A 19,909-nucleotide genomic window follows, 5' to 3' on the forward strand; every position below is an offset into this window, starting at 1 on the left:
TAAAATTATACTATATTTCTATCCATTTGTGGGAATTTTATTGTTTTTGCACTGCTCCATTCACTACCCATCTTCCTTCCGAATCTACTGTAAAACCATCGGGAGTAGTGGTGTTTCTATAAAGGGCTCCTTCATTCTGTCCTTGTGAGTCTAAGTAGTAGCAGTTTCCGTCAATCCACTGCCAACCGGTAAGCATTCTTCCCTTCCATCCGTCAGAGTTTGGGAAGAGGTAGTATTTACTACCGTTTACCTCTACCCAGCCTGTAGCCATATAGCCGGAATCCAGGAAATAGTACCAGTAGGACTTTCCGTTATAGGCTTCATAGCCCCAGCTGTTCTTCGGATAGCTTCCGTCCGCTCTTTTGTACCACCAGCCCTTTTCATCCTGCATCCACTGGCCGCCGGATAAAGAACGGTCTACTCCAAGTACCTGTCCGGCAAAACTACTGCTGACCTTAAAACTTCCTGAACCGCCACCAGAACTTCCGCCTGAGCCACCGGAACCGGAGGAGCTACCTCCGGAACTGGAGGAGCTGGAGGAACTACCGGAGTTTCCACGAGAAGAGCTGGCGGAGTTTCCGGAACTATTATTGGATGGATTTTCTACTTTTTTAGCATCAAATAAAGGAGAAAATAAAAATGCAGTAGGTGTTAAATCGGTTTCAGGTACAACCGGTTTCGTAGTATATAACTCATTGTTGACATAAAATTCGGTCCCATTGCCATAGTCATCATCCGTTCCTTTAACTAAAAAGCGATACTTGTCTATTTTGTGATTCTGTTGTAGCAAATATGCTATTTGATAACGCCCCGGTGTAAACGCCTTAGTCTCCTGTATGTTGGAAACATCCCCCTTATAGCCATCCTCTGTTTTAAAGCTTTTTAGCAGAAGATTCCATTGATCTAAGCGATCTCTATAAGTTCTATACGCATTCACAAAAAATAGCTCACTATTATCCGGCTTTAATTCGGTACCATCTGTCAACACCACTTTCTCAGTGGATAAGGTAGCCCTCTTCATCAAGTCCCCTACATGGACATTGTGAATATCAAAGCTGGACTTTAGATAGACCTTGCTAATTGTCTTTTGGGCTTCTACTGTGAATTCCTTACTTATCAGAAGGTATTTTCTTCCCTTAGAACTATCCAACTCTAATGGTAATATCTTATTAATTCGATGAGAATTGTTCGAAATATGATAATAAAACTTTGTAGTGAAATATACTGCAGTTTTATTAAACAAATCTTCATCATCATCTCTAAGCATAAAATATAAATCGGAGCCTTTTTGTATCTCAAATATATATTTATAGCGATAAACGCCGGGAGTATAGTAGTCCAAGTTATAAACTTCCCATTCCTCATTCACTTTCTTCTCTACAATTCTGTTCGGCTGGATATGTAGTAAGCTGAAATCTTTTGGTACTCCATATTGCTGTACTGAATAGCCCCCTATATTAATAACTTTGTTTCGTATTACTTTCATATGGTCTCTGGCAACCACATCTGCTGTATCAAATTCTACTGTTACAGACAGAATTCGATTTTTCCTATCCGCCTTTTCTTCCTCCTCACTAGCATAGCGGGGAGTATCTGCCAAGGCTCTTCTGCTTCTGCTTAATGGAGTGAGAGTTTCTTCTGCAGCTCTGTCCATGCCGCCTAAAGCTTCTGTAGAAAGAGAGGATTCCTCTTCTGCCTCTTCCTTTTCCTTATCAGAGGCTTCCTTTTCCTCTACAGCTGAAGAATCTTCCGTTGTGTCTTTCTCTACAGCGGTCTCTGTAACGGTCTCTGTATTGGAAGCTGTCTCTTCTGTATTTCCCACTTCTAACGCACTCGTCTGAAAGCTTTCTTCCTGCTCTAAAGGAAGGGCATAGGTGAGAGTGCTACTTGCACCCACTCCCAGTACAAAGCTAAGTCCTAAAGCCAGCATGTTTTTTCTTCTCATCTCCATCGTCCTTTCTTATTTATTGCCATTTCACGATATAAAATTATACTATATTTCTATCCATTTATGGAAATTTTATTGTTTTTGCACCACTCCATTCACTACCCATCTTCCTTCCGCATCCACTGCATAGCCATCGGGGGTAGTGGTGTTTTTATAAAGAGCTCCTTCATTCTGCCCTTGCGGGTCTAAGTAGTAGCAGTTTCCATCAATCCACTGCCAACCGGTGAGCATTCTACCCTTCCATCCGTCAGAGTTTGGGAAGAGGTAGTATTTACTACCGTTTACCTCTACCCAGCCTGTAGCCATATAGCCGGAATCCAGGAAATAGTACCAGTAGGACTTTCCGTTATAGGCTTCATATCCCCAGCTGTTCTTCGGATAGCTTCCGTCCGGTCTTTTGTACCACCAGCCCTTTTCATCCTGTATCCACTGACCTCCGGATAGAGAACGATCCACGCCAAGTACCTGTCCTGAAAGGCTACTGCTGACCTTAAAGCTTCCGGAACCACCACCGGAACTTCCCCCTGAGCCACCGGAACCGGAAGAGCTGCCTCCGGAACTACTAGAACTACCGGAGTTTCCACGAGAGGAATTACCGGAACTATTCTTAGATGGATTTTCTGCTTTTTTAGCATCAAATAAAGGAGAGGTTATTAAAGGTAGCGGAGTTAAATCAACCTCCGGCTTAGCAGGCATCTCCGTAATATATAGCTCATTGTTGACATAGAATTCCGTTCCATTATTCCCATAGTTGTCATCCGTTCCTTTTACCAAAAGACGACACTTGTCTATTTTGTAATTTTGTTGAAGTAAATAAGAAATCTGATAACGTCCCGGAGTAAAGGCCTTAGTCTCTTTTATATTTGAGACATTTCCTATATAGCCTTCCTCTGTTTGAACGCTGGACAGTAGTAGCCTCCATTGATCTGGGTTATTAGGATAGCTGTCGTAAGGATTTGTAAAAAATATTGGATTTTTATCCGGTTTAATCTCTGTACCATCTGTTAATACTATTTTTTCAGTAGACAAGGTAGCCCTCTTCATCAAGTCCCCTACATGGACATTGTGAATATCAAAGCTGGACTTTAGATAAACCTTGCTAATTGTCTTTTGTGCTTCTACTGTGAATTCTCCACTTTCTAAAAGATATTTTCTACCTTTTGCACTATCTTTTTCCAATGCAACTATATTCTGCATATCATTAGATGCATTTTCTATACGATAAAAATAAGGTCCTTTTATATAAGCTATGGCAACTTTCTTGACCCCATTGTACTCCTCCCCTGCTGCAACGTATAAAGTAGAGCCTTTTTGTATATCTAAAATATACTTATATCGATACACACCGGGAGTAAAATAATCCAATGTGTATTCTGTCCATTGGCCATTAATCTTCTTCTCTACTGTTCTATTCGGTCTTATACTTAATTGCTCTACATTATGAGGAGCTCCGGCTATGTCCACCACATAAGCCTTTACAGTAATCGGTTTCTCTCTAACCACCTTCATATGATCTCTGGCCACAGCCTCTAGTGTATTGAATTCTAACATCATTCCTGTTATTCTATTTCTTCTGTCTTCCTTTTCTTCCTCCTCACTAGCATAGCGGGGAGTATCTGCCAAGGCTCTTCTACTTCTGCTTAATGGAGTGAGTGTCTCTTCTACAGCTCTGTCCGTGCCGCCTAAGGCTTCTGTAGAAAGGGAAGATTCCTCTTCTGCCTCTTCCTTTTCCTTATCAGAGGCTTCCCTTTCCTCTACAGCTGAAGAATCTTCTGTTGTGTCTTTCTCTACAGCGGTCTCTGTAACGGTCTCTGCATTGGAAGCTGTCTCTTCTGCAGTTTTCTCTTCTAAATTACCTGTCTGAAGGCTTTCTTCCTGCTCTAAAGGAAGGGCATAGGCGAGAGTGCTACTCGCACCCACTCCCAGTACAAAGCTAAGTCCTAAAGCCAGCATGTTTTTTCTTCTCATCTCCATCGTCCTTTCTTATTTATTGCCATTTCACGATATAAAATTATACTATATTTCTATCCATTTATGGAAATTTTATTGTTTTTGCACCACTCCATTCACTACCCATCTTCCTTCCGCATCCACTGCATAGCCATCGGGAGTAGTGGTGTTTCTATAAAGAGCACCCTCATTCTGTCCTTGCAGGTCTAAGTAGTAGCAGTTTCCGTCAATCCACTGCCAACCGGTGAGCATTCTTCCCTTCCATCCGTCAGAGTTTGGGAAGAGGTAGTATTTACTACCGTTTACCTCTATCCAGCCTGTAGCCATATAGCCGGAATCTAAGAAATAGTACCAGTAGGACTTTCCGTTGTAGGCTTCATAGCCCCAACTATTCTTCGGATAGCTTCCGTCCGGTCTTTTATACCACCAACCCTTTTCATCCTGCATCCACTGGCCTCCGGATAGAGAACGGTCCACGCCAAGTACCTGTCCTGAAAAGCTACTGCTTACTTTAAAGCTTCCGGAACCACCACCGAAACTGCCCCCTGAGCCACCGGAACCGGAGGAACTTCCCCCGGAACTGGAGGAGCCGGAGTGAAGGGAGTTTTCTTTAGAGAATCCATTACCTGAAGATTCTCCGGTGTTTTTCTCTACTTTTGTAGGCTCAAAGAAGTCGGACGTTAGTCTAATACTTGCAGTCAATGCTTTTTCTGGCTTTGCTGACGTGGTACTATACAGCTCATTATTCACATAAAACTGTGTGACGCTTCCATAAATATCATCATCTGTTCCATCTAATAATAAACGATACTTTCCAATTTTATAGTTAGGGGACAAATAATAAGCAACCTTATAACGTCCTGCCGGCAAAAGAGTATCTTCAGAAGCATTCCAAACCTTTCCCTGTTCCCCCACCGCATTTTTATAACTATCTAAAAATAGCTTGAATTGATTGGGCGTGTCGGGATAGTCATCGTATACATTTACAAAAAATGGTTCTGAAAAAGTATTTGCCAGCACTACAGTACCGTCTGTCAGTACAAGTTTTTCTACTTGTAATGTAACTCTTTGCATACGATCTCCGACTTTCGCTTTATGAATATCAAAAGTCGAGCTAAGATAGGCCTTAGCAATGGTCTTTTCCTCTTCTACTGTAAATTCTCTTCCTATAACCGGATAATAAATATATTGACTATCTTCTTTACTACTAATTCCTATTTTATCTATAAGATAAGAAGTATTAACTACTTTATGCAAAAAATTATCATACATAACTAAGATAGAATAAGAATTGTTACTTTCCTCTGTATCCTTTGGAACTATGTTATAAGATGAAGACTTTGATTTCTTTAGCGTATAGATGTAGCGATATACTCCTGGTGTATAATAATCCTTATTATAAGTAAGCCATTGAGCGCCTTCTTTTTTCTCGACTGTTCTTTCTGGCATTATAGAAAGAATATCAGATTCCGGATTCTTCAATATTCGATGATCTTTTTTAATAACTAAAGAAGTAATCTTTAATCCCAGGGTTCTGACTACTTTCATATGATCTCTTCCCGCAACATCCCAGGGTTGAAACTGCACTCCTATACTTTGGATGTCATTATCAGAGTTTCTTATCATAGAACGAAAAGCAGAATATCCTCGCTCTTGATTGGCACTTTCTGCTGATGATTCTGTGATAAAAGAATCAGTAGAATCTTCTAAACTATCATTTACCTCATCCAATGTAAGATTGTTTTCCGATGTATGTTCCATTGTATTAGCAAACATAGAATCCAATAAAACATTAGACTCTTCAGGTATTTCCTGTACTTCTTCCTTTTCCAGCTTTACTTCTTCTCTTTTTGCTGAAATATCTGCCAATACCGGCATAGTACTACTTCCTACTCCCAGTACAAAGCTAAGTCCTAAAGCCAGCATGTTTTTTCTTCTCATCTCCATCGTCCTTTCTTATTTATTGCCATTTTACGATATAAAATTATACTATATTTCTATCCATTTGAGGAAATTTTATTGTTTTTGCACTGCTCCATTCACTACCCATCTTCCTTCCAAATCCACTGCATAGCCATCGGGAGTAGTGGTGTTTCTATACAGGACTCCTTCATTCTGTCCTTGTGTATCTAAGTAGTAGCAGTTTCCGTCAATCCACTCGGTAGTTTGACAGTTAAATAGTTCCAAAACCTCCTCAGGCCTTGAAAAACCTGTTTTTTTTGTGTCAAATTTTATCAAATATACATCGGCTATATTGGGCTATATATGGTGTAATGGGCGCATGGAGGGACTGCGTCATGAAAGTATCTGTATCAAAATCTAAGAATCAGACCATCTATTACCTGAGTAAATCCGTTTGGGTAGATGGTAAATCCACTACTAAGACGATAGAGAAGATTGGTTCGGAAGATGAACTTCTGAAGGTTTGCGGAGAGCTTACTCCGTTGGAGTGGGCAAAGCAGTACGCTGCCAAACGCTCCGCAGAAGAATCAAATCCTGTCTATGCTACTTTTCGCCAGGATTATTTATCCCGGATCCAAGAGGTCTTCTCTTGAACTTTCAAAAAAGTTTCTTGAAAAGCCTGACTGCAAGCTCCATCACGTTTACCGTGCACTGGAAATCCTTGCAAAAGAGAATGATTTTTTCCAGTCTCAACTTTACAAGAATTCCGAAATGGTACTGAATCGACATAAAAGAGTTCTTTACTATGACTGCACTAACTATTACTTCGAGATTGAGGAAGCGGATGATTTCAGAAAATATGGTCATTCCAAAGAAAACCGTCCGAATCCGATTGTACAGATGGGGCTATTTATGGATGCAGATGGGATTCCCCTCACCTTCTCCCTCTTTAACGGAAACGAGAATGAACAACCTTCGATGAAACCATTGGAGAAAAAGATTCTTTCTGACTTTGGAATGACGAAGTTTATTGTTTGTACAGATGCAGGGCTATCATCAACTTCAAACCGTGTCTTCAACAACACTCCAAACCGAAAATTTGTTACCACGCAAGCAATCAAAAAGCTGAAAGGATACCTCAAGGATTACTGTCTTGATGAAGACGGATGGCACCTTATCGGAGATAAAAAAGAGTACAAGCTCAGTGAACTAGATGAGGTCGAGAATTACGAGAAGACTTTCTATAAAGACCGGTGGATTAATGAAGACGGTTTGGAGCAACATCTCGTTGTCACCTTTTCCTTTCAATATCGGGACTATATGAGAAAGATACGGAATCGTCAGCTTGAACGCGCTGAAAAGCTCGTCGAAAATCCTTCTTCTCTGAATAAAAAACGTCCAAACGATCCCAAGCGTTTTATACGTCAGAATCACTGTACTTCTGACGGCGAGATTGCAGATAAAATGATCCCTTCGATAGATGAAGATGTTGCCACAGAAGAGGAACGTTATGACGGTTTCTATGCCGTATGCACAAACCTGGAAGATGACGTGGCAACGATTATAAGTATTAATCAAAAGCGATGGCAGATTGAAGAATGTTTCCGGATTATGAAGAGTGAATTTCAAGCTAGACCGGTATATCTCAGCAGAAAAGATCGAATCACGGCACATTTCATTACCTGCTTCACCGCACTGATTCTTTATCGCATTCTAGAGAAGAAGTTAGGTGAGAGTTATACCACTGAAAGCATTATAAGAACACTGAAAGAAATGAACATGCTGATAGCTCCCGGTGAAGGATATATCCCTGAGTATACACGAACCGACCTTACAGACAAACTCCACGACACATTTGGTTTTAGAACGGATTACGAGATTGTATCTCAAAGAGATATAAAAAAGATTTTAACCGCAACAAGAAAGTAGAAATATTATTGCTATTTTTATCTATAATTAATGCCATTAAAGCTATTTATGTCTCTGCAAATTTCCAATAAAGCAAAAGGAGAAGCCGTAATCAAACAACTTCTCCTCTTTCTCAGCTATTGTTTTGTATAGTTTTCGTAGCTATTTTTTAATCTGTGGAACACCGTTCTCTACCCATCTTCCTTCCGAATCTACCTGGTAGCCATCCGGCGTCTTTTCATTTCGATAGAGATGCCCTTCGTTGTTTCCGCTGTCCGTTCCGAGATAATAGCAATATCCGTCAATCCACTGCCAGCCTGTCAGCATTCTTCCCATCCAACCGTCGGAGCCAGAGAAGAGATAGTATTTACTGCCATTCAAGTCTACCCATCCTGTTGCCATGTATCCGCTGTCTAGAAAATAATACCAGTAGGACTTTCCATTGTAGGCTTCATAACCCCAGGTACTCTTCGGATAGCTTCCGTCTTTTCTCTTGTACCACCATCCTTTTTCATCTTTTACCCATTCTCCATTGGAAAGAGAACGATCTACTCCTAAAACTTGCCCGGCAGGACTTCCACCAACAATAGAAGAGCCTCCCCCTGAACCGCCGCTACTTCCACCGGAGCCACCACCACTGAATGAGCCTCCACCTGAAGAACCTCCACTGCTACTGCCACTAAATGAACCACTACCTGAGGAACTGCTACCACTGCTACCGCCGGAGGAGCTACCGGAACCGCCGCTATGAGAGGAGCCGCCGGTATTTCCACCTGCGCCCCTTAAAGTGATGTAGTCCGGGTCATACAAGGTCACTTTCAGGCTTCCCGTCACCGGATCGATTGAATCCAAAGAACTTGTTCTCGGATCAATCTTCCATTCTTTATCATTGATGTAAAACTTGGTTACAAGACTGCCGTCCAAGCCGCCGAAGGTAAGACGATAGTGACTTATCGAATTCATTTTCAATGTAAAATTGCGAAGCACACGGCGATAAGTTCCCGGCCTTGTGATCTTCGATCCGCTTCCATAGTATCCACCCCTCGAAACATCCTCTAACGCATATTCGCATCTTACTATATTTTCGCCCTTATGCGGAATGGAGACTTCCGTCTCTGTTTCCTCTCCATTTCCATCAATCAGGCCATCTCCCATTTTACTCCATGTGGTATAGGGTACCTCGTCTCCTAATTTTCCATACTGTAAATCTTTCTCCGGAAGAAACATCCTGATTTCTTTAAACGGATAATCCTCTTCTACTTTACTCATAGACCCTTCAGAAAAATAAAGAACAAGTTTGTTTGCACTCTCTTCTTCTCCCGCAAAATAGAAAGAATAGGTATGATGGACTCTAATTGTTGCTTGCCCATAAACGGTTTCCAGAGAAAAACTATTCCGTAAATCATTCTCGAACCAGTAATTCTTGTTTGTTGTAGTCAGTTCAATCCCGTAAAAATAGTCTCCGGGAGTAAATGTTCTTTCCGTGTACCGCTCATAATCACTTTCCCCGGTCATCTTGTTATAATAGATAGGAGAGGAAATGTAGATATCGTCTACATTGATGAACTGATTCGGGGCATCCCCCTTCTGATGAATCTTCAGCTTCAAGTTCTTTCCTCTGAGATCAAGCTCTTGTACCCGCATCCCATCTCTCGGTGTATTAGGCATCAAATCAGGCATCAAATCATTTATTTGTTCACGAAGTTGAATCTCATCAATGACAATCTTTCCTGCAGGCGGAGTCTCGCCAAAATATCCATAGTTAGCTCCGGCAGAAAAAAATTGTGTCCCCTGCAAGGAAGAAATATTTGAAGAGCTGGCTCGAAGTTCCGTTCCTTCTTCTCCCGCATAAGCGCTCATTCTCCCTGCCATAAAAGAGAGCGCAAGTCCCATACATACCACGAATACCATTCTGCTTCTTTTCATCTGCACCTCCTGCAAGCCTGTAATATACTGTTATGAGCTATTTTATCACCATTCCGTAGTCATTACTATATCAATAATTAATCTTATATTTATATAATATATTTTTAATGTATCACTTCGAATGAGCTCCGAAATAATTTACGATTCCATTTTAAGTATTAATGAAATAAGCTATCTCCAATTCACCTGTAATACTCGATTAGAACAAAAAGCACCCAAACCCTTAACGGTCTGAGCGCTTTCCTATTATTCTTTACTTTTCACAGTTTAACAAGTAGAAACAAAAATAAGATCGGCATTGTGGCATCTTATTTTTATTTCACCTTTTATTTCTTCGTCAGATACTTACGAATATCCAAGGATGCGGCAATGAAGATTACGATACCGATGGCGATGTACTGCGCATTGGGGCTTACACCAAGGTATTGTAATGCGGTCTTTAAAAGTTCCAAAACCGCCACACCGATAAAGGCACTGGATACCTTTCCTCGTCCTCCGGTTACGGATACACCTCCCAGGGCGCAGGCCGCGATCGCCTCCATCTCATAACCAAGTCCGGTATTTACGGAAGCTCCTCCGGCTTTTGCTCCCAGCATATAGCCTGCCATGCCGTAGAAAGCTGCCGCCTTCGCATAAATCAATACTAAGGTAAGGTTTACAGGAACACCGGCAACCTCTGCCGCCTGTGGGTTTCCGCCGATAGCATACATATATTTTCCGTGTCTGGTCATGTTGAAGATGAACCAGGTGATTGCAGCCATCAAAAGGGCAATCCAAATCAAATAGCTTAAGCCTAAGAATTTTCCGGTAGAGAAGATGGTGTAGGACTCAATGTAACCTCCCAAAGGAGTTGCGTTGGTATAGAGAAGGCCTAAACCGTAGATGATTTCCATCATTGCCAGTGTGGCAATGAAGGGAGGTACGGAAAGGTAAGCAATAAACCAACCGGTGATGGTACCGAAGAGAGCACAAATCAGCATTACCAGGAGTAATACCACGAAAGGATTCATCGGGCTAATCTTAAGTAAAATTCCATTTCCCATGGAAGCCCAGGGCTCGGACTGGAAGAAACGTCCGGAATAATCCGCCTTTTGCAAAAGGGTTCCTGCAAGGCAGGCACCGAATCCGATCATACGTCCTGCGGAAAGGTCACAACCTGCGGTAATAACGCAGCCCGCAATTCCTAAGGCGATAACTAAACGATAGGACATATTGGCCAAAAGGTTCATTCCGTTATCCGCGGTCAAAAAGTTCTTTGTAGTTAATCCTGTGTAAATCACCAGGATGAACATAACGATAATAACGCCGTTATTGATCAGAAAATCCGTTAATTTTTGTTTTTGTGTCTTTTCCATTTTCTTTCCCCCTAAAACATCGTAGCAAAGTTCATTACATTTTCCTGGGTCATTTCTTCCTGCTGATTCAGCTCTCCGGTGAGCTTTCCGTTACACATTACGCAGATACGGTCCGCCATACCCAGAAGCTCCGGCATTTCTGAAGAAATCATAATGATCGCCTTGCCCTGTTTTGCCAACTCTTCCATGATTTCATAAATCTCATGCTTTGCCCCGATATCAATACCTCTGGTGGGCTCATCCATAATCAGAATATCCGGATCCTTAGCCAGCCAGCGGGAAATAATTACCTTCTGCTGGTTTCCTCCGGAAAGATTTCCGATATGCTCTTTCATGCTGGGGGTCTTGATGGACAGACGCTTGATATTGTCATCCACCACCTTGTTAATGGAAGGATGGTCCAGCATAATTCCTGCCTTTAAATACTTCTTATAAATCGAAACACCCACATTGTCCTTAATGGAGAGACAGCCGAAAATACCGTTTCCCCGGCGATCCTCGGTAATCATACCGATGCCTGCATCCATGGCATCTCTGGGTCTTTTAATATTCACTTCTTTACCGTGAACCTTGATGGTTCCTTTAGCCAAATGACGGATACCGAAGATTCCTTCCATCAGCTCCGTTCTTTGGGCACCTACCAGTCCGCCGAAGCCAAGAATCTCGCCCTTTTTGATGGAGAAAGATACTCCCCGGAAGGATTTTTCATGAATGGAGGTCAAATCCTCCACCTCCATAATGGTTTCGCCGATGCTGTGATGATGCTCCGGATAAATATTGCTTAACTCTCTACCTACCATCTTGGCAATAATCTGCTCTGTAGTCATATCCTCTGCGGGCCAGGTTCCTACATAGGTTCCGTCACGCATGATGGTGATGTCGTCGGAAATCCGCTTGATTTCATCCATCTTATGGGAAATGTAAATCATGGCTACGCCCTTCTTCTTCAAATCTCCCATAACCTTAAAGAGGAATTCTACTTCCTTATCGGAAAGAGAAGAGGTAGGCTCGTCAAAGATAATGACCTTGGCATCGTGGGAAACCGCCTTGGCAATCTCCACCATTTGCATCTGTCCGATGGATAAGGAGGACAAAGGCGCCTTCACATTGTAAGATAAACCAAGCTCGGACAACCACTTCTCCGTATCCTGATTCATCTTCTTATGGTCAATCATCTGAATCGGTCCCAGCTTTTTCACCGGGAAACGTCCCAGATACATATTTTCCGATACGGAACGGGCCAGTACCGGCTGTAATTCCTGATGCACCATAGCTACACCGTGCAGCATAGCATCATCAGGATTGTTGATTTCCACTTTATTTCCATCCAGATAAATCTCTCCCTGATCCATCTTGTAAATGCCGAACAGGCACTTCATCAGGGTGGATTTTCCGGCTCCATTTTCTCCCATTAAGGCATGCACCGTTCCGGGACGAACGGATAGCTGCACCTGGTCTAGGGCCTTTACACCCGGAAATGATTTGGAGATATTTTTCATTTCTAACTTATACTCTGCCATTTCCTCCTCCATTTCTTCACACTACTCTCGGAATGAAAAACAATCGGGGAGGCAAATACACAATGCATCTGCACTCCCCAAATTCGTTCTGTATTGGGAAAATGTTTTCTGCTCCTATTTCTTTAGCAAATCTCCATTTTCCTGATAATCCATGCTTTGAAAAAGTTTTCCTGCAAATCTTATTACTTTAAGAGATTTAATACGTCCTGTGCGTTGTCCTTGGTAACCTTTACATAGTCACAACCGATGTAGTGGTCATTTCCCTTACCGCCGAGGTAGTTGATTGCTGCATCTCCTGCTGCGTGGGACTGTGTAAGGAAGTCGTTAAATACGGTTCCGGTCTGTGTTCCTGCCAATACATTCTGGCAAGCCTCCTCAAGAGCGTCTACACCTACCAGGTAGATATCCTTTCCAACGGTTCTTCCTGCTGCCTGAATAGCCTGTAATGCGCCAAGAGCCATGGAGTCGTTGTTACAGAAAACAACTTCGATATCCTTACCATTCTTTGCCAATGCGTTAGCAACCAAAGACTGTGCAAGAGCCTGATCCCAGTTACCAACCTGCTCGTCTAACTTGTTTACTTCCATGCCGGCATCCTGTAATGCCTTAACGGAGAACTCTGTTCTGTACTGTGCATCGATGTTCTCAGGGTCACCCTTAATCATGATGTAGTCAACTTTTCCGTTGCCGTTCATATCCAGCTTATCCATTCCAACGGAAGCGATAATCTCTCCCTGGAAGGTTCCGGACTGACGAGCGTCACATCCTACGTATGTTACATCCCAGTTCTTCTCTTCCCATCTCTTCTCTTCGTCCTGATCCGGCTCTCTGTTGATGTAAACCAATGGAATTCCGGCAGCCTGTACCTTGTCGGTGATGGTAGCAGCAGAGGAAGAGTTAACAGGGTTAACAATCAAAACGTCTACCTTATCGGTGATGAAGTTCTCAATCTGGTTGGTCTGTGTAGCCTGGTCATTAGCACCGTCCATGATCTTGATGTTCTCTTTCTTGAATCCCTTGGATACAAGATAATTTTCCAGCTCTGTACGGAAGAGAGTCATGAAGTTATCAGAGAACTGATAGATACATACGCCAACCTTCTTGTCGCTGAAGTCTCCGCTCATCTCTTCTACAGCGGCCTTGGTTCCTTCCATCGCCTTCTCTGTTGCCTTTGCACTTTCCTTCTGCTCAGCAGCTGCGGTAGTTGTCTTTCCTGCATTGCTGCTGCCACATGCAGCTAACATAGATACGGCCAATGCGGATACTGTCAAAGTGCTTAAAATTCTTTTCATTTTTTCCTCCTGTTCGAAATAACTTTCGACTATGTTTAATAACAAGGAGGATTATAGCTTTTCTTTTTTTAAAAAAAAATAGAGTTTTCTTCTTTCATTCTTAGAATTTTTTAGAATTCGGAAGTTTGGTATTTTTCTACAAAAGAAATGGTTTTCTATGCAATACAGGTCTGAAAGGGGGCACGCTCCCGCTAGCTTCGCCTTCGCAGCGGATACTAAGCGAAAAACTTCAGTTCCTTCGTTTTTCGCAAGTACCGGCGGGCTCAGATTGCCTCTCTTTCAGACCTATACTGCTGAAAACCTATATATTTTTTCAAAACCCAAACTGTCCTTCGTCTGTATATCGACACTTCTAGCTTTCAGAATCCTCTTCGATATTTTTGCTGTCCGATAAAATGTATAGAGGTCTGTCCTTCAGTTCTTCAAAGAGAATAGCGATATATTCTCCGATAATTCCGATGACAAAAAAGAGCACCGCGAACATAAAGCAAAGCACCACCACGATGGTGGCATAGCCGGAAGGAGCTCCCTTTCTGGTTAAAAGGGTGTAAATCAAAAGCAGGGTTCCCAGTCCTCCACTGCAAATGGCCGCAAAAATCCCCAGTTGTAAGGGCAGATTGGAAAAGGTAAAGAGGGTGTTTTTGGAAAACTGCCAAAGCTTACTTAGAGAGTAATGACTGTGCCCCGCCTGTCTTGCCGCCGCCTCATAGCGAATACTGGTTTTGGGAAAGCCTACGGACTGGACAAAGCCCCGAAGATAACGGACCTTTTCCCGATAATGCTTCTTTAAAACCTCCTGTACCTTTTTGGAAATGCCGAAGAAGTCGGAGGCATTTTCCTCAAAATGCACCGGAGAAACGTGGTTTAAAATCCAGTAAAACAGGGCGGAGGTAATATTTTTCACAAGGCCTGCGGAAGGATTCTTGGTGCGCACCATGGACACCACCTGATAGCCCTCCTCCGACTTTTTCAGCATTTCCGAAATCAGTTCGGGGGGATGCTGTAAATCCGCATCCATAAAAACCAGAAAATCCCCCTTGGCATGATCCAGGCCTGCGGTCATAGCCGCCTCATGGCCAAAATTTCGGGAAAAAGACAATACCCGCACGTGTTCCTTGTCTCTCTCTGCAAAATCCTCTAAGAGAATGGCACTTTTATCCTGAGAGCCGTCATTCACAAAGACAATTTCATAGCCATAGCCCAGCTCCTGTAATTTTTCGCAAGACTGACTACAATGCCGGTAAAACTGCTCCAAGCTGTCTTCCTCGTTATATACGGAAACAATAACACTACAAATCTTTTCCAAGTTCATCCCTTCTCTCTAAAACAATCCCTCATTGAAATGATTTTTCTTGAGCTCCTTATCCGTCCTAACTTTTTAGCCATCTCTGTTCAACGACTTTAGCAAGATCTTCTACCCATCACCGACTTAAATCATTTCCTCGTGGCTAGGTACCTGCTCTTCTTTCTTCGGCGGTGTCATATAATCCCCATATAGCATCTTCAACACACTGTCATAGTCTTTCGGCACCGGAAATTCCTTTCCGGCAAAGAGCTTATACTGCACCGGCTCCTCCCAGCTGTACTGCACCTTACAATACTGGAAGTCCGGCTGATAGTTGGAAAAATAAAGGAAATCCTCTCCTCTTCTTTGACTCTTCTCTCTTCGTGCCCCCTGTGCCCATTTGTCCTGTAAGGAAAAAAGAAAGGGCAGGGAAAGACATTTTCCCAAAGTGGCAAGAACCGCCACAAAGAGCTTTGCCATGGGAGAATACTTCTGGAAATCCAGCTTTCTCCGATGTCCCATGGCCAGACCGAAAATCATCTGCTGTCGAAAACGATACAGCTTGTCCAAAAGAGCATTCCTTGGGCAATCATCCAAAATAAAGCAGTCCACCCAGAGATGATTCAGCTTTCCTTCGTAAAAAGCATCCTCTTCCCCCTCGACTTCCCGTCTTTTGCTTTGAAGATCCACAACACGGGGGACAAAGTCATAAAAGGAACGACCGTTTCTGTAGGTATTTGGCATGAGTAAAGCAAAGTTTTCCGAAAGCTCTTCCTTCGCTGCCTTTTCAAACTTTTCCCATTCCTCCCGTAAAAAGCAAAGGTCCACATCATCATCCCAGGGGATAAAGCCTTCGTGACGAATGGCCCCCAGCAGGGTTCCTGAATCCAGGCGGTAGCTGATCTTATGTTTTTCACAAATACGGTGAATCTCCTCCAAAATGGCAAAGCCCCGTCTCTGCTTCTCCGCTAAATCCATACCCTACCCTTTCTACGGCTCTTATCCAAAATGTAGCTTTACTCTTATTGCTACAAGGCTCCAAGCTTAGTTCTTCGTCTAAAAATTCCGTTTAAAGCCCCAATCTAACGACCTAATCTAAAGCTTCACTCCCGGTCTTCCAAGGCAAAGGCCAAAACCTGTGCTTCGGAAAACTTCCGTAAGTCTTCTCCTCTGTGCCATGCCTTATACCAATCTACGGTTTTCTCCACCGCTTCCTTCACGGTATAACGAGGATGCCAGCCAAAGACCTGCTTTAACTTCTCCGTGCTTAACTGTAAAAATCCCGCTTCATGGGGAGCATTGGGCTCCGCCTGATTCTCCCAGCTTGCATTCTCTCCCCAGAACTCCACGAAAAGCTCTGCCAAGGCCCCTGTGGTAATAGCATCGGAAAGCTCCGGACCCACATTGTAATAGCCGGCAAATTGCTTTCCCTCTTCCTTTGCCTGTCTTGCCACGATTTCCAGATAAACAAACAAAGGCTCCAAAACATGCTCATAGGGGCGAACAGAATAGGGATTTCGAATGCCGATTGCCTCTCCCTTTATGCTCTTCCGTACACAGTCCGGAATGATGCGGTCCTTGGCAAAATCCCCTCCCCCAATCACATTTCCGGCTCTTGCAGTGGAAATGCGCGGAAGAAATTTTTTTCCTTTTCCGTAGGCAGAATCCTCGGAAAAGAAGGATTTCTGATAGCTATGGGTGACCAGCTCCGAGCAGGACTTGGAGTTGGAATAGGGGTCATGCCCATCCAGCTTCTCTTCCTCTGTAAAGGCGTGTCCTTCCTGATCCGGATTCTCGTAAACCTTGTCCGTAGTAACATTCAGCACGGAACGGACAGAGGGACAATGCCTTACCGCCTCCAAAAGATTCACCGTTCCCATCACATTGGTCTCGTAGGTTTCTCTGGGGAAAAGGTAGGATTCCCGCACCAGGGGCTGTGCCGCCAAGTGGAAAACCAATTCCGGCTCCGCCTCCTCCATCGCTTTTCTAAGGTGCACATAGTCCCGCACATCCCCTTCAATGGAGTGCATTCCCTTTTCTAAATTCAAGAGGGAAAATAAGGCTCCCGGTTCTTCCTTTAAGGCGTAGCCGGTGCATTCCGCTCCCATCATTTGCAAAATCAAACTAAGCCACGCCCCTTTAAAACCGGTGTGGCCTGTTAAAAATACTTTCTTCCCCTGATAAAAGGCTTTTAATTCTTGAAAATGCATTTGCCCCCTACTTCCTTAAAACCAAGATTTCTCTGCAAATTTTTCGTAACGGTACCAAACGCAATAGCCACTGCAAAATGACTTCCGGCGTTTTTATCAACTTAGCAAAAACTTCCTTGCTACCAACGCTTCCAGGGCGCCTTGCCGCTTGCCCACAGCTCTTCCAAAAGCTTCTTCTCTCTCTGGGTATCCATGCACTGCCAGAAGCCGTCATGGTAATAGCCCATCAGCTTGCCTTCCGCCGCAAGATTCTGCATGGGGCTTTGCTCTAAAATGGTATTGTCGTCCTGAAGATAGTCAAAGATTTCCGGCTCCAGCACCATAAAGCCGCCGTTAATCACCGCGCCGTCCTTTTCTTCCTTCTCCCGGAAAGAACGAATCTGCCCTTCGGCATCCACATCCAAAACTCCCTTTTGCTGAGCAAGGTTTACCATGCTGATGGTTGCCGGCTTGCCATGCTTTTTATGGAAGTCCAAAAGAGCCTCCAGATTCACATCGGAAACTCCGTCTCCATAGGTCAGCATAAAAGGCTCGTGCTTTAAGTACTTTTCCACCCTCTTAAGTCTTCCGCCGGTCATGGTGTGAAGGCCGGTATCCACCACGGTTACCTTCCAGTCCTCCGCCTCGCTATTGTGAACCTCCATGGTATTCTTTCCCATGTCAAAGGTAATGTCCGCATTGTGCAGGAAATAGTTGGCAAAATATTCCTTAATCAGGTACTGCTTATAGCCTGCCAAAATGATAAATTCCTTAAAGCCGTAGGAAGAATAATATTTCATAATATGCCATAAAATGGGCATTTCTCCGATTTCAATCATGGGCTTCGGCTTTAAATGGGATTCCTCCGAAATTCTGGTGCCTAAGCCTCCTGCAAGAAGAACAACCTTCATGTCTTCCGTCCTTTCTTTTTTTCTTTAGAGTATAGCACAGAGTCCTTAGAAAATAACAGCGGAAAGATATCTTTAAGGATTCCTTCCGCTATTTTTTCTGCTATTTCTTCCGCTATTTTTTCCGCTATTTCTTCCGCTATTTTTTCCGATATTTCTTCCGCTATTTCTTTCGCTATTTTTTCCCTTATTCTATATGCCGGGACGTATTTTACTTCTGCAAATGTTTCCTACGATATATTGCTGTTTGTTCTGCCAAAATTTTAGGCGATATGCTGCCTTTTCCTTTCCCGCATTTTCCAAAAAAGGAAAGAAAGGAGAAAGGCCAAAACTGCCGGTAAAACCCAGCCCATCCCAATAGAAAAAAGAGGGATGTGGGAAAGAAGTTCCATCATTTTCCCATGAAAAGGAATCCCTACAAGTAGCTCCTTCGGCAGAGCCTTGTAGGCATCCAAAAGGGCAAAGGGCGCGGTAACATAAAGGGCGGTTTGGAAAATCTTTTTTTCAAACCGAAAATGCTCTCCAATCAGACAAAGCAATATCAGCACTATACTCATGGGATAAATAAAATAAAGCGCCGGAACGGTATATTGGATAATTCTGCTTAAACCAAGATTGGAAATGGCGAAGGAGAAGAAGGTAAACAAAAGCACAAGCTTTTTATAGGGAAGCCCTCTAGGGAACATTTCAGCAAAAGCCAGACTGGTGGAGGTAATCAGCCCCACTGCCGTTTTTAAACAAGAAAGGCAAATGATAATTCCCAACAGAATGCCGCCAAATCGTGGAAAGTAATGGGTGGAAACGGAATGCAGGATGTCTCCTCCATTAGCCTGCAAAGAAAAAAGACTTCTGCTGGCCGCTCCGGTAAAGGCCAAAGCAAAATAGACGATTGCCATCATTACCGTAGTAATGCTTCCGGAAATAATACTTAAGCGAGAGACCTCCTTTCCGTCCTTTGCTCCCCGATTTTTAATGGTCTCAATCAAAATGTTTCCAAAGGCCAGGGCTCCCACCACATCCAGGGTGTTGTAGCCCTCTAAAAGGCCGGTCACAAAGCTGTTTTTCGCATATTCTTCTGTGGGAGGGAGGCTTTGAATGTTCCCCATAGGATGCAGAAAGGCCGTAAGCAAAAGAATCCCTAAAAAGAAGAGAAATAGCGGATTCAGAATTTTCCCCACATAGGTCAGGATATTTCCCGGTCGCAGGGAAAAATACAGCACCGCCAAAAAGAAGAGTAGGGTGAAAATAAGCAGTCCCATCTTATGATGGGCTTCCCCGATAAAGGGATAAAGCCCCACCTGAAAGGAAACTGAGGCGGTTCTGGGAATGGCAAACAGAGGGCCGATACAAAGATAAAGAAGACAGGAAAAAAAGGTGGAAAAGTTTTTTCCACCTTTAGAAGCCAATTCCGCCATACTGGCAGATTCCGTGCGGGCCATGGCTATAATCGCCAAAAGGGGAAGACCCACTCCGGTAATACAAAAGCCCAAAGTAGCCAAGGCCACGGTATTTCCCGCTTTTTGTCCCAGGGATACCGGAAAAATCAAATTGCCTGCCCCAAACAGCATACCGAAGAGAAGGGAGGCAATAAAAAGGAGCTCACGCCCGCTTACATTTTTCTTCATAGGATAACTCTCTTTCTTAAAAACTGATTTGCAGTATATCCTACTTTTCCCTTCTCTTCCACTAATCCCACTTCTTTTTTGATAAAGTTTAGGAATTCACT

General features: G+C 43.3%; 13 protein-coding genes and 1 pseudogene. 1 reads left to right on the forward strand and 13 read right to left on the reverse strand.

The features are described from left to right. Positions 1 to 37: 37 nt before the first annotated feature. From RYO92_RS02790 to RYO92_RS02805, 4 genes are all read right to left on the reverse strand, one after another. The gene (locus RYO92_RS02790; RefSeq protein WP_315369423.1) at positions 38 to 1,945 is read right to left on the reverse strand and encodes an N-acetylmuramoyl-L-alanine amidase family protein; all 1,908 of its coding nucleotides are present in this window, start codon (positions 1,943 to 1,945) and stop codon (positions 38 to 40) included. A 75-nt stretch (positions 1,946 to 2,020) separates the two neighbouring features. After that, positions 2,021 to 3,916 (reverse strand): N-acetylmuramoyl-L-alanine amidase family protein, encoded by a 1,896-nt coding sequence (locus tag RYO92_RS02795; protein WP_315369424.1) that lies wholly within the window; start codon positions 3,914 to 3,916, stop codon positions 2,021 to 2,023. Between the two features lie 75 nt (positions 3,917 to 3,991). Continuing rightward, positions 3,992 to 5,839, reverse strand: coding sequence for an N-acetylmuramoyl-L-alanine amidase family protein (locus RYO92_RS02800; protein ID WP_315369425.1), 1,848 nt, complete (start codon positions 5,837 to 5,839; stop codon positions 3,992 to 3,994). Between the two features lie 75 nt (positions 5,840 to 5,914). Beyond that, positions 5,915 to 6,085 carry a hypothetical protein gene (locus tag RYO92_RS02805; protein ID WP_315369426.1) on the reverse strand — a complete coding sequence of 57 codons (171 nt, stop codon included), beginning with the start codon at positions 6,083 to 6,085 and terminating at the stop codon, positions 5,915 to 5,917. Positions 6,086 to 6,195: 110 nt separating this feature from the next. On the opposite strand from RYO92_RS02805, the pseudogene RYO92_RS02815 reads away from it, so the two are divergent. Next, positions 6,196 to 7,729 (forward strand): annotated as a pseudogene (locus tag RYO92_RS02815) (IS1634 family transposase). A 141-nt stretch (positions 7,730 to 7,870) separates the two neighbouring features. Here the strand turns inward: RYO92_RS02815 and RYO92_RS02820 are convergent. From RYO92_RS02820 to brnQ, 9 genes are all read right to left on the reverse strand, one after another. Next, positions 7,871 to 9,634, reverse strand: a complete 1,764-nt coding sequence (locus RYO92_RS02820; RefSeq protein ID WP_315369429.1) for an N-acetylmuramoyl-L-alanine amidase family protein — start codon at positions 9,632 to 9,634, stop codon at positions 7,871 to 7,873. A 326-nt stretch (positions 9,635 to 9,960) separates the two neighbouring features. Beyond that, entirely contained in the window at positions 9,961 to 10,989 is a 1,029-nt protein-coding gene (locus RYO92_RS02825) for a galactose/methyl galactoside ABC transporter permease MglC (protein WP_315369430.1), read from the reverse strand. 11 nt (positions 10,990 to 11,000) lie between these two features. Further along, positions 11,001 to 12,509 (reverse strand): sugar ABC transporter ATP-binding protein, encoded by a 1,509-nt coding sequence (locus RYO92_RS02830; RefSeq protein WP_315369431.1) that lies wholly within the window; start codon positions 12,507 to 12,509, stop codon positions 11,001 to 11,003. Positions 12,510 to 12,691: 182 nt separating this feature from the next. Continuing rightward, positions 12,692 to 13,801, reverse strand: coding sequence for a galactose ABC transporter substrate-binding protein (locus tag RYO92_RS02835; protein WP_308579513.1), 1,110 nt, complete (start codon positions 13,799 to 13,801; stop codon positions 12,692 to 12,694). A 352-nt stretch (positions 13,802 to 14,153) separates the two neighbouring features. Continuing rightward, a complete protein-coding gene (locus RYO92_RS02840) occupies positions 14,154 to 15,107 on the reverse strand; it encodes a glycosyltransferase family 2 protein (RefSeq protein ID WP_315369432.1) in 954 nt (317 codons plus the stop codon). 123 nt (positions 15,108 to 15,230) lie between these two features. Continuing rightward, complete coding sequence (locus RYO92_RS02845; protein ID WP_315369433.1) at positions 15,231 to 16,064, reverse strand: LicD family protein; 834 nt, start codon at positions 16,062 to 16,064, stop codon at positions 15,231 to 15,233. Between the two features lie 125 nt (positions 16,065 to 16,189). Beyond that, positions 16,190 to 17,296 (reverse strand): CDP-glucose 4,6-dehydratase, encoded by a 1,107-nt coding sequence (gene rfbG, locus RYO92_RS02850; RefSeq protein WP_315369434.1) that lies wholly within the window; start codon positions 17,294 to 17,296, stop codon positions 16,190 to 16,192. 119 nt (positions 17,297 to 17,415) lie between these two features. Beyond that, entirely contained in the window at positions 17,416 to 18,186 is a 771-nt protein-coding gene (gene rfbF / locus RYO92_RS02855) for a glucose-1-phosphate cytidylyltransferase (RefSeq protein WP_183684418.1), read from the reverse strand. Between the two features lie 260 nt (positions 18,187 to 18,446). Then, positions 18,447 to 19,808, reverse strand: coding sequence for a branched-chain amino acid transport system II carrier protein (gene brnQ / locus RYO92_RS02860; RefSeq protein ID WP_315369435.1), 1,362 nt, complete (start codon positions 19,806 to 19,808; stop codon positions 18,447 to 18,449). Positions 19,809 to 19,909: the final 101 nt, after the last annotated feature.

The sequence above is a fragment of the Oribacterium sinus genome, from assembly GCF_963553175.1.
GTDB classification, from domain to species: domain Bacteria; phylum Bacillota; class Clostridia; order Lachnospirales; family Lachnospiraceae; genus Oribacterium; species Oribacterium sinus_B.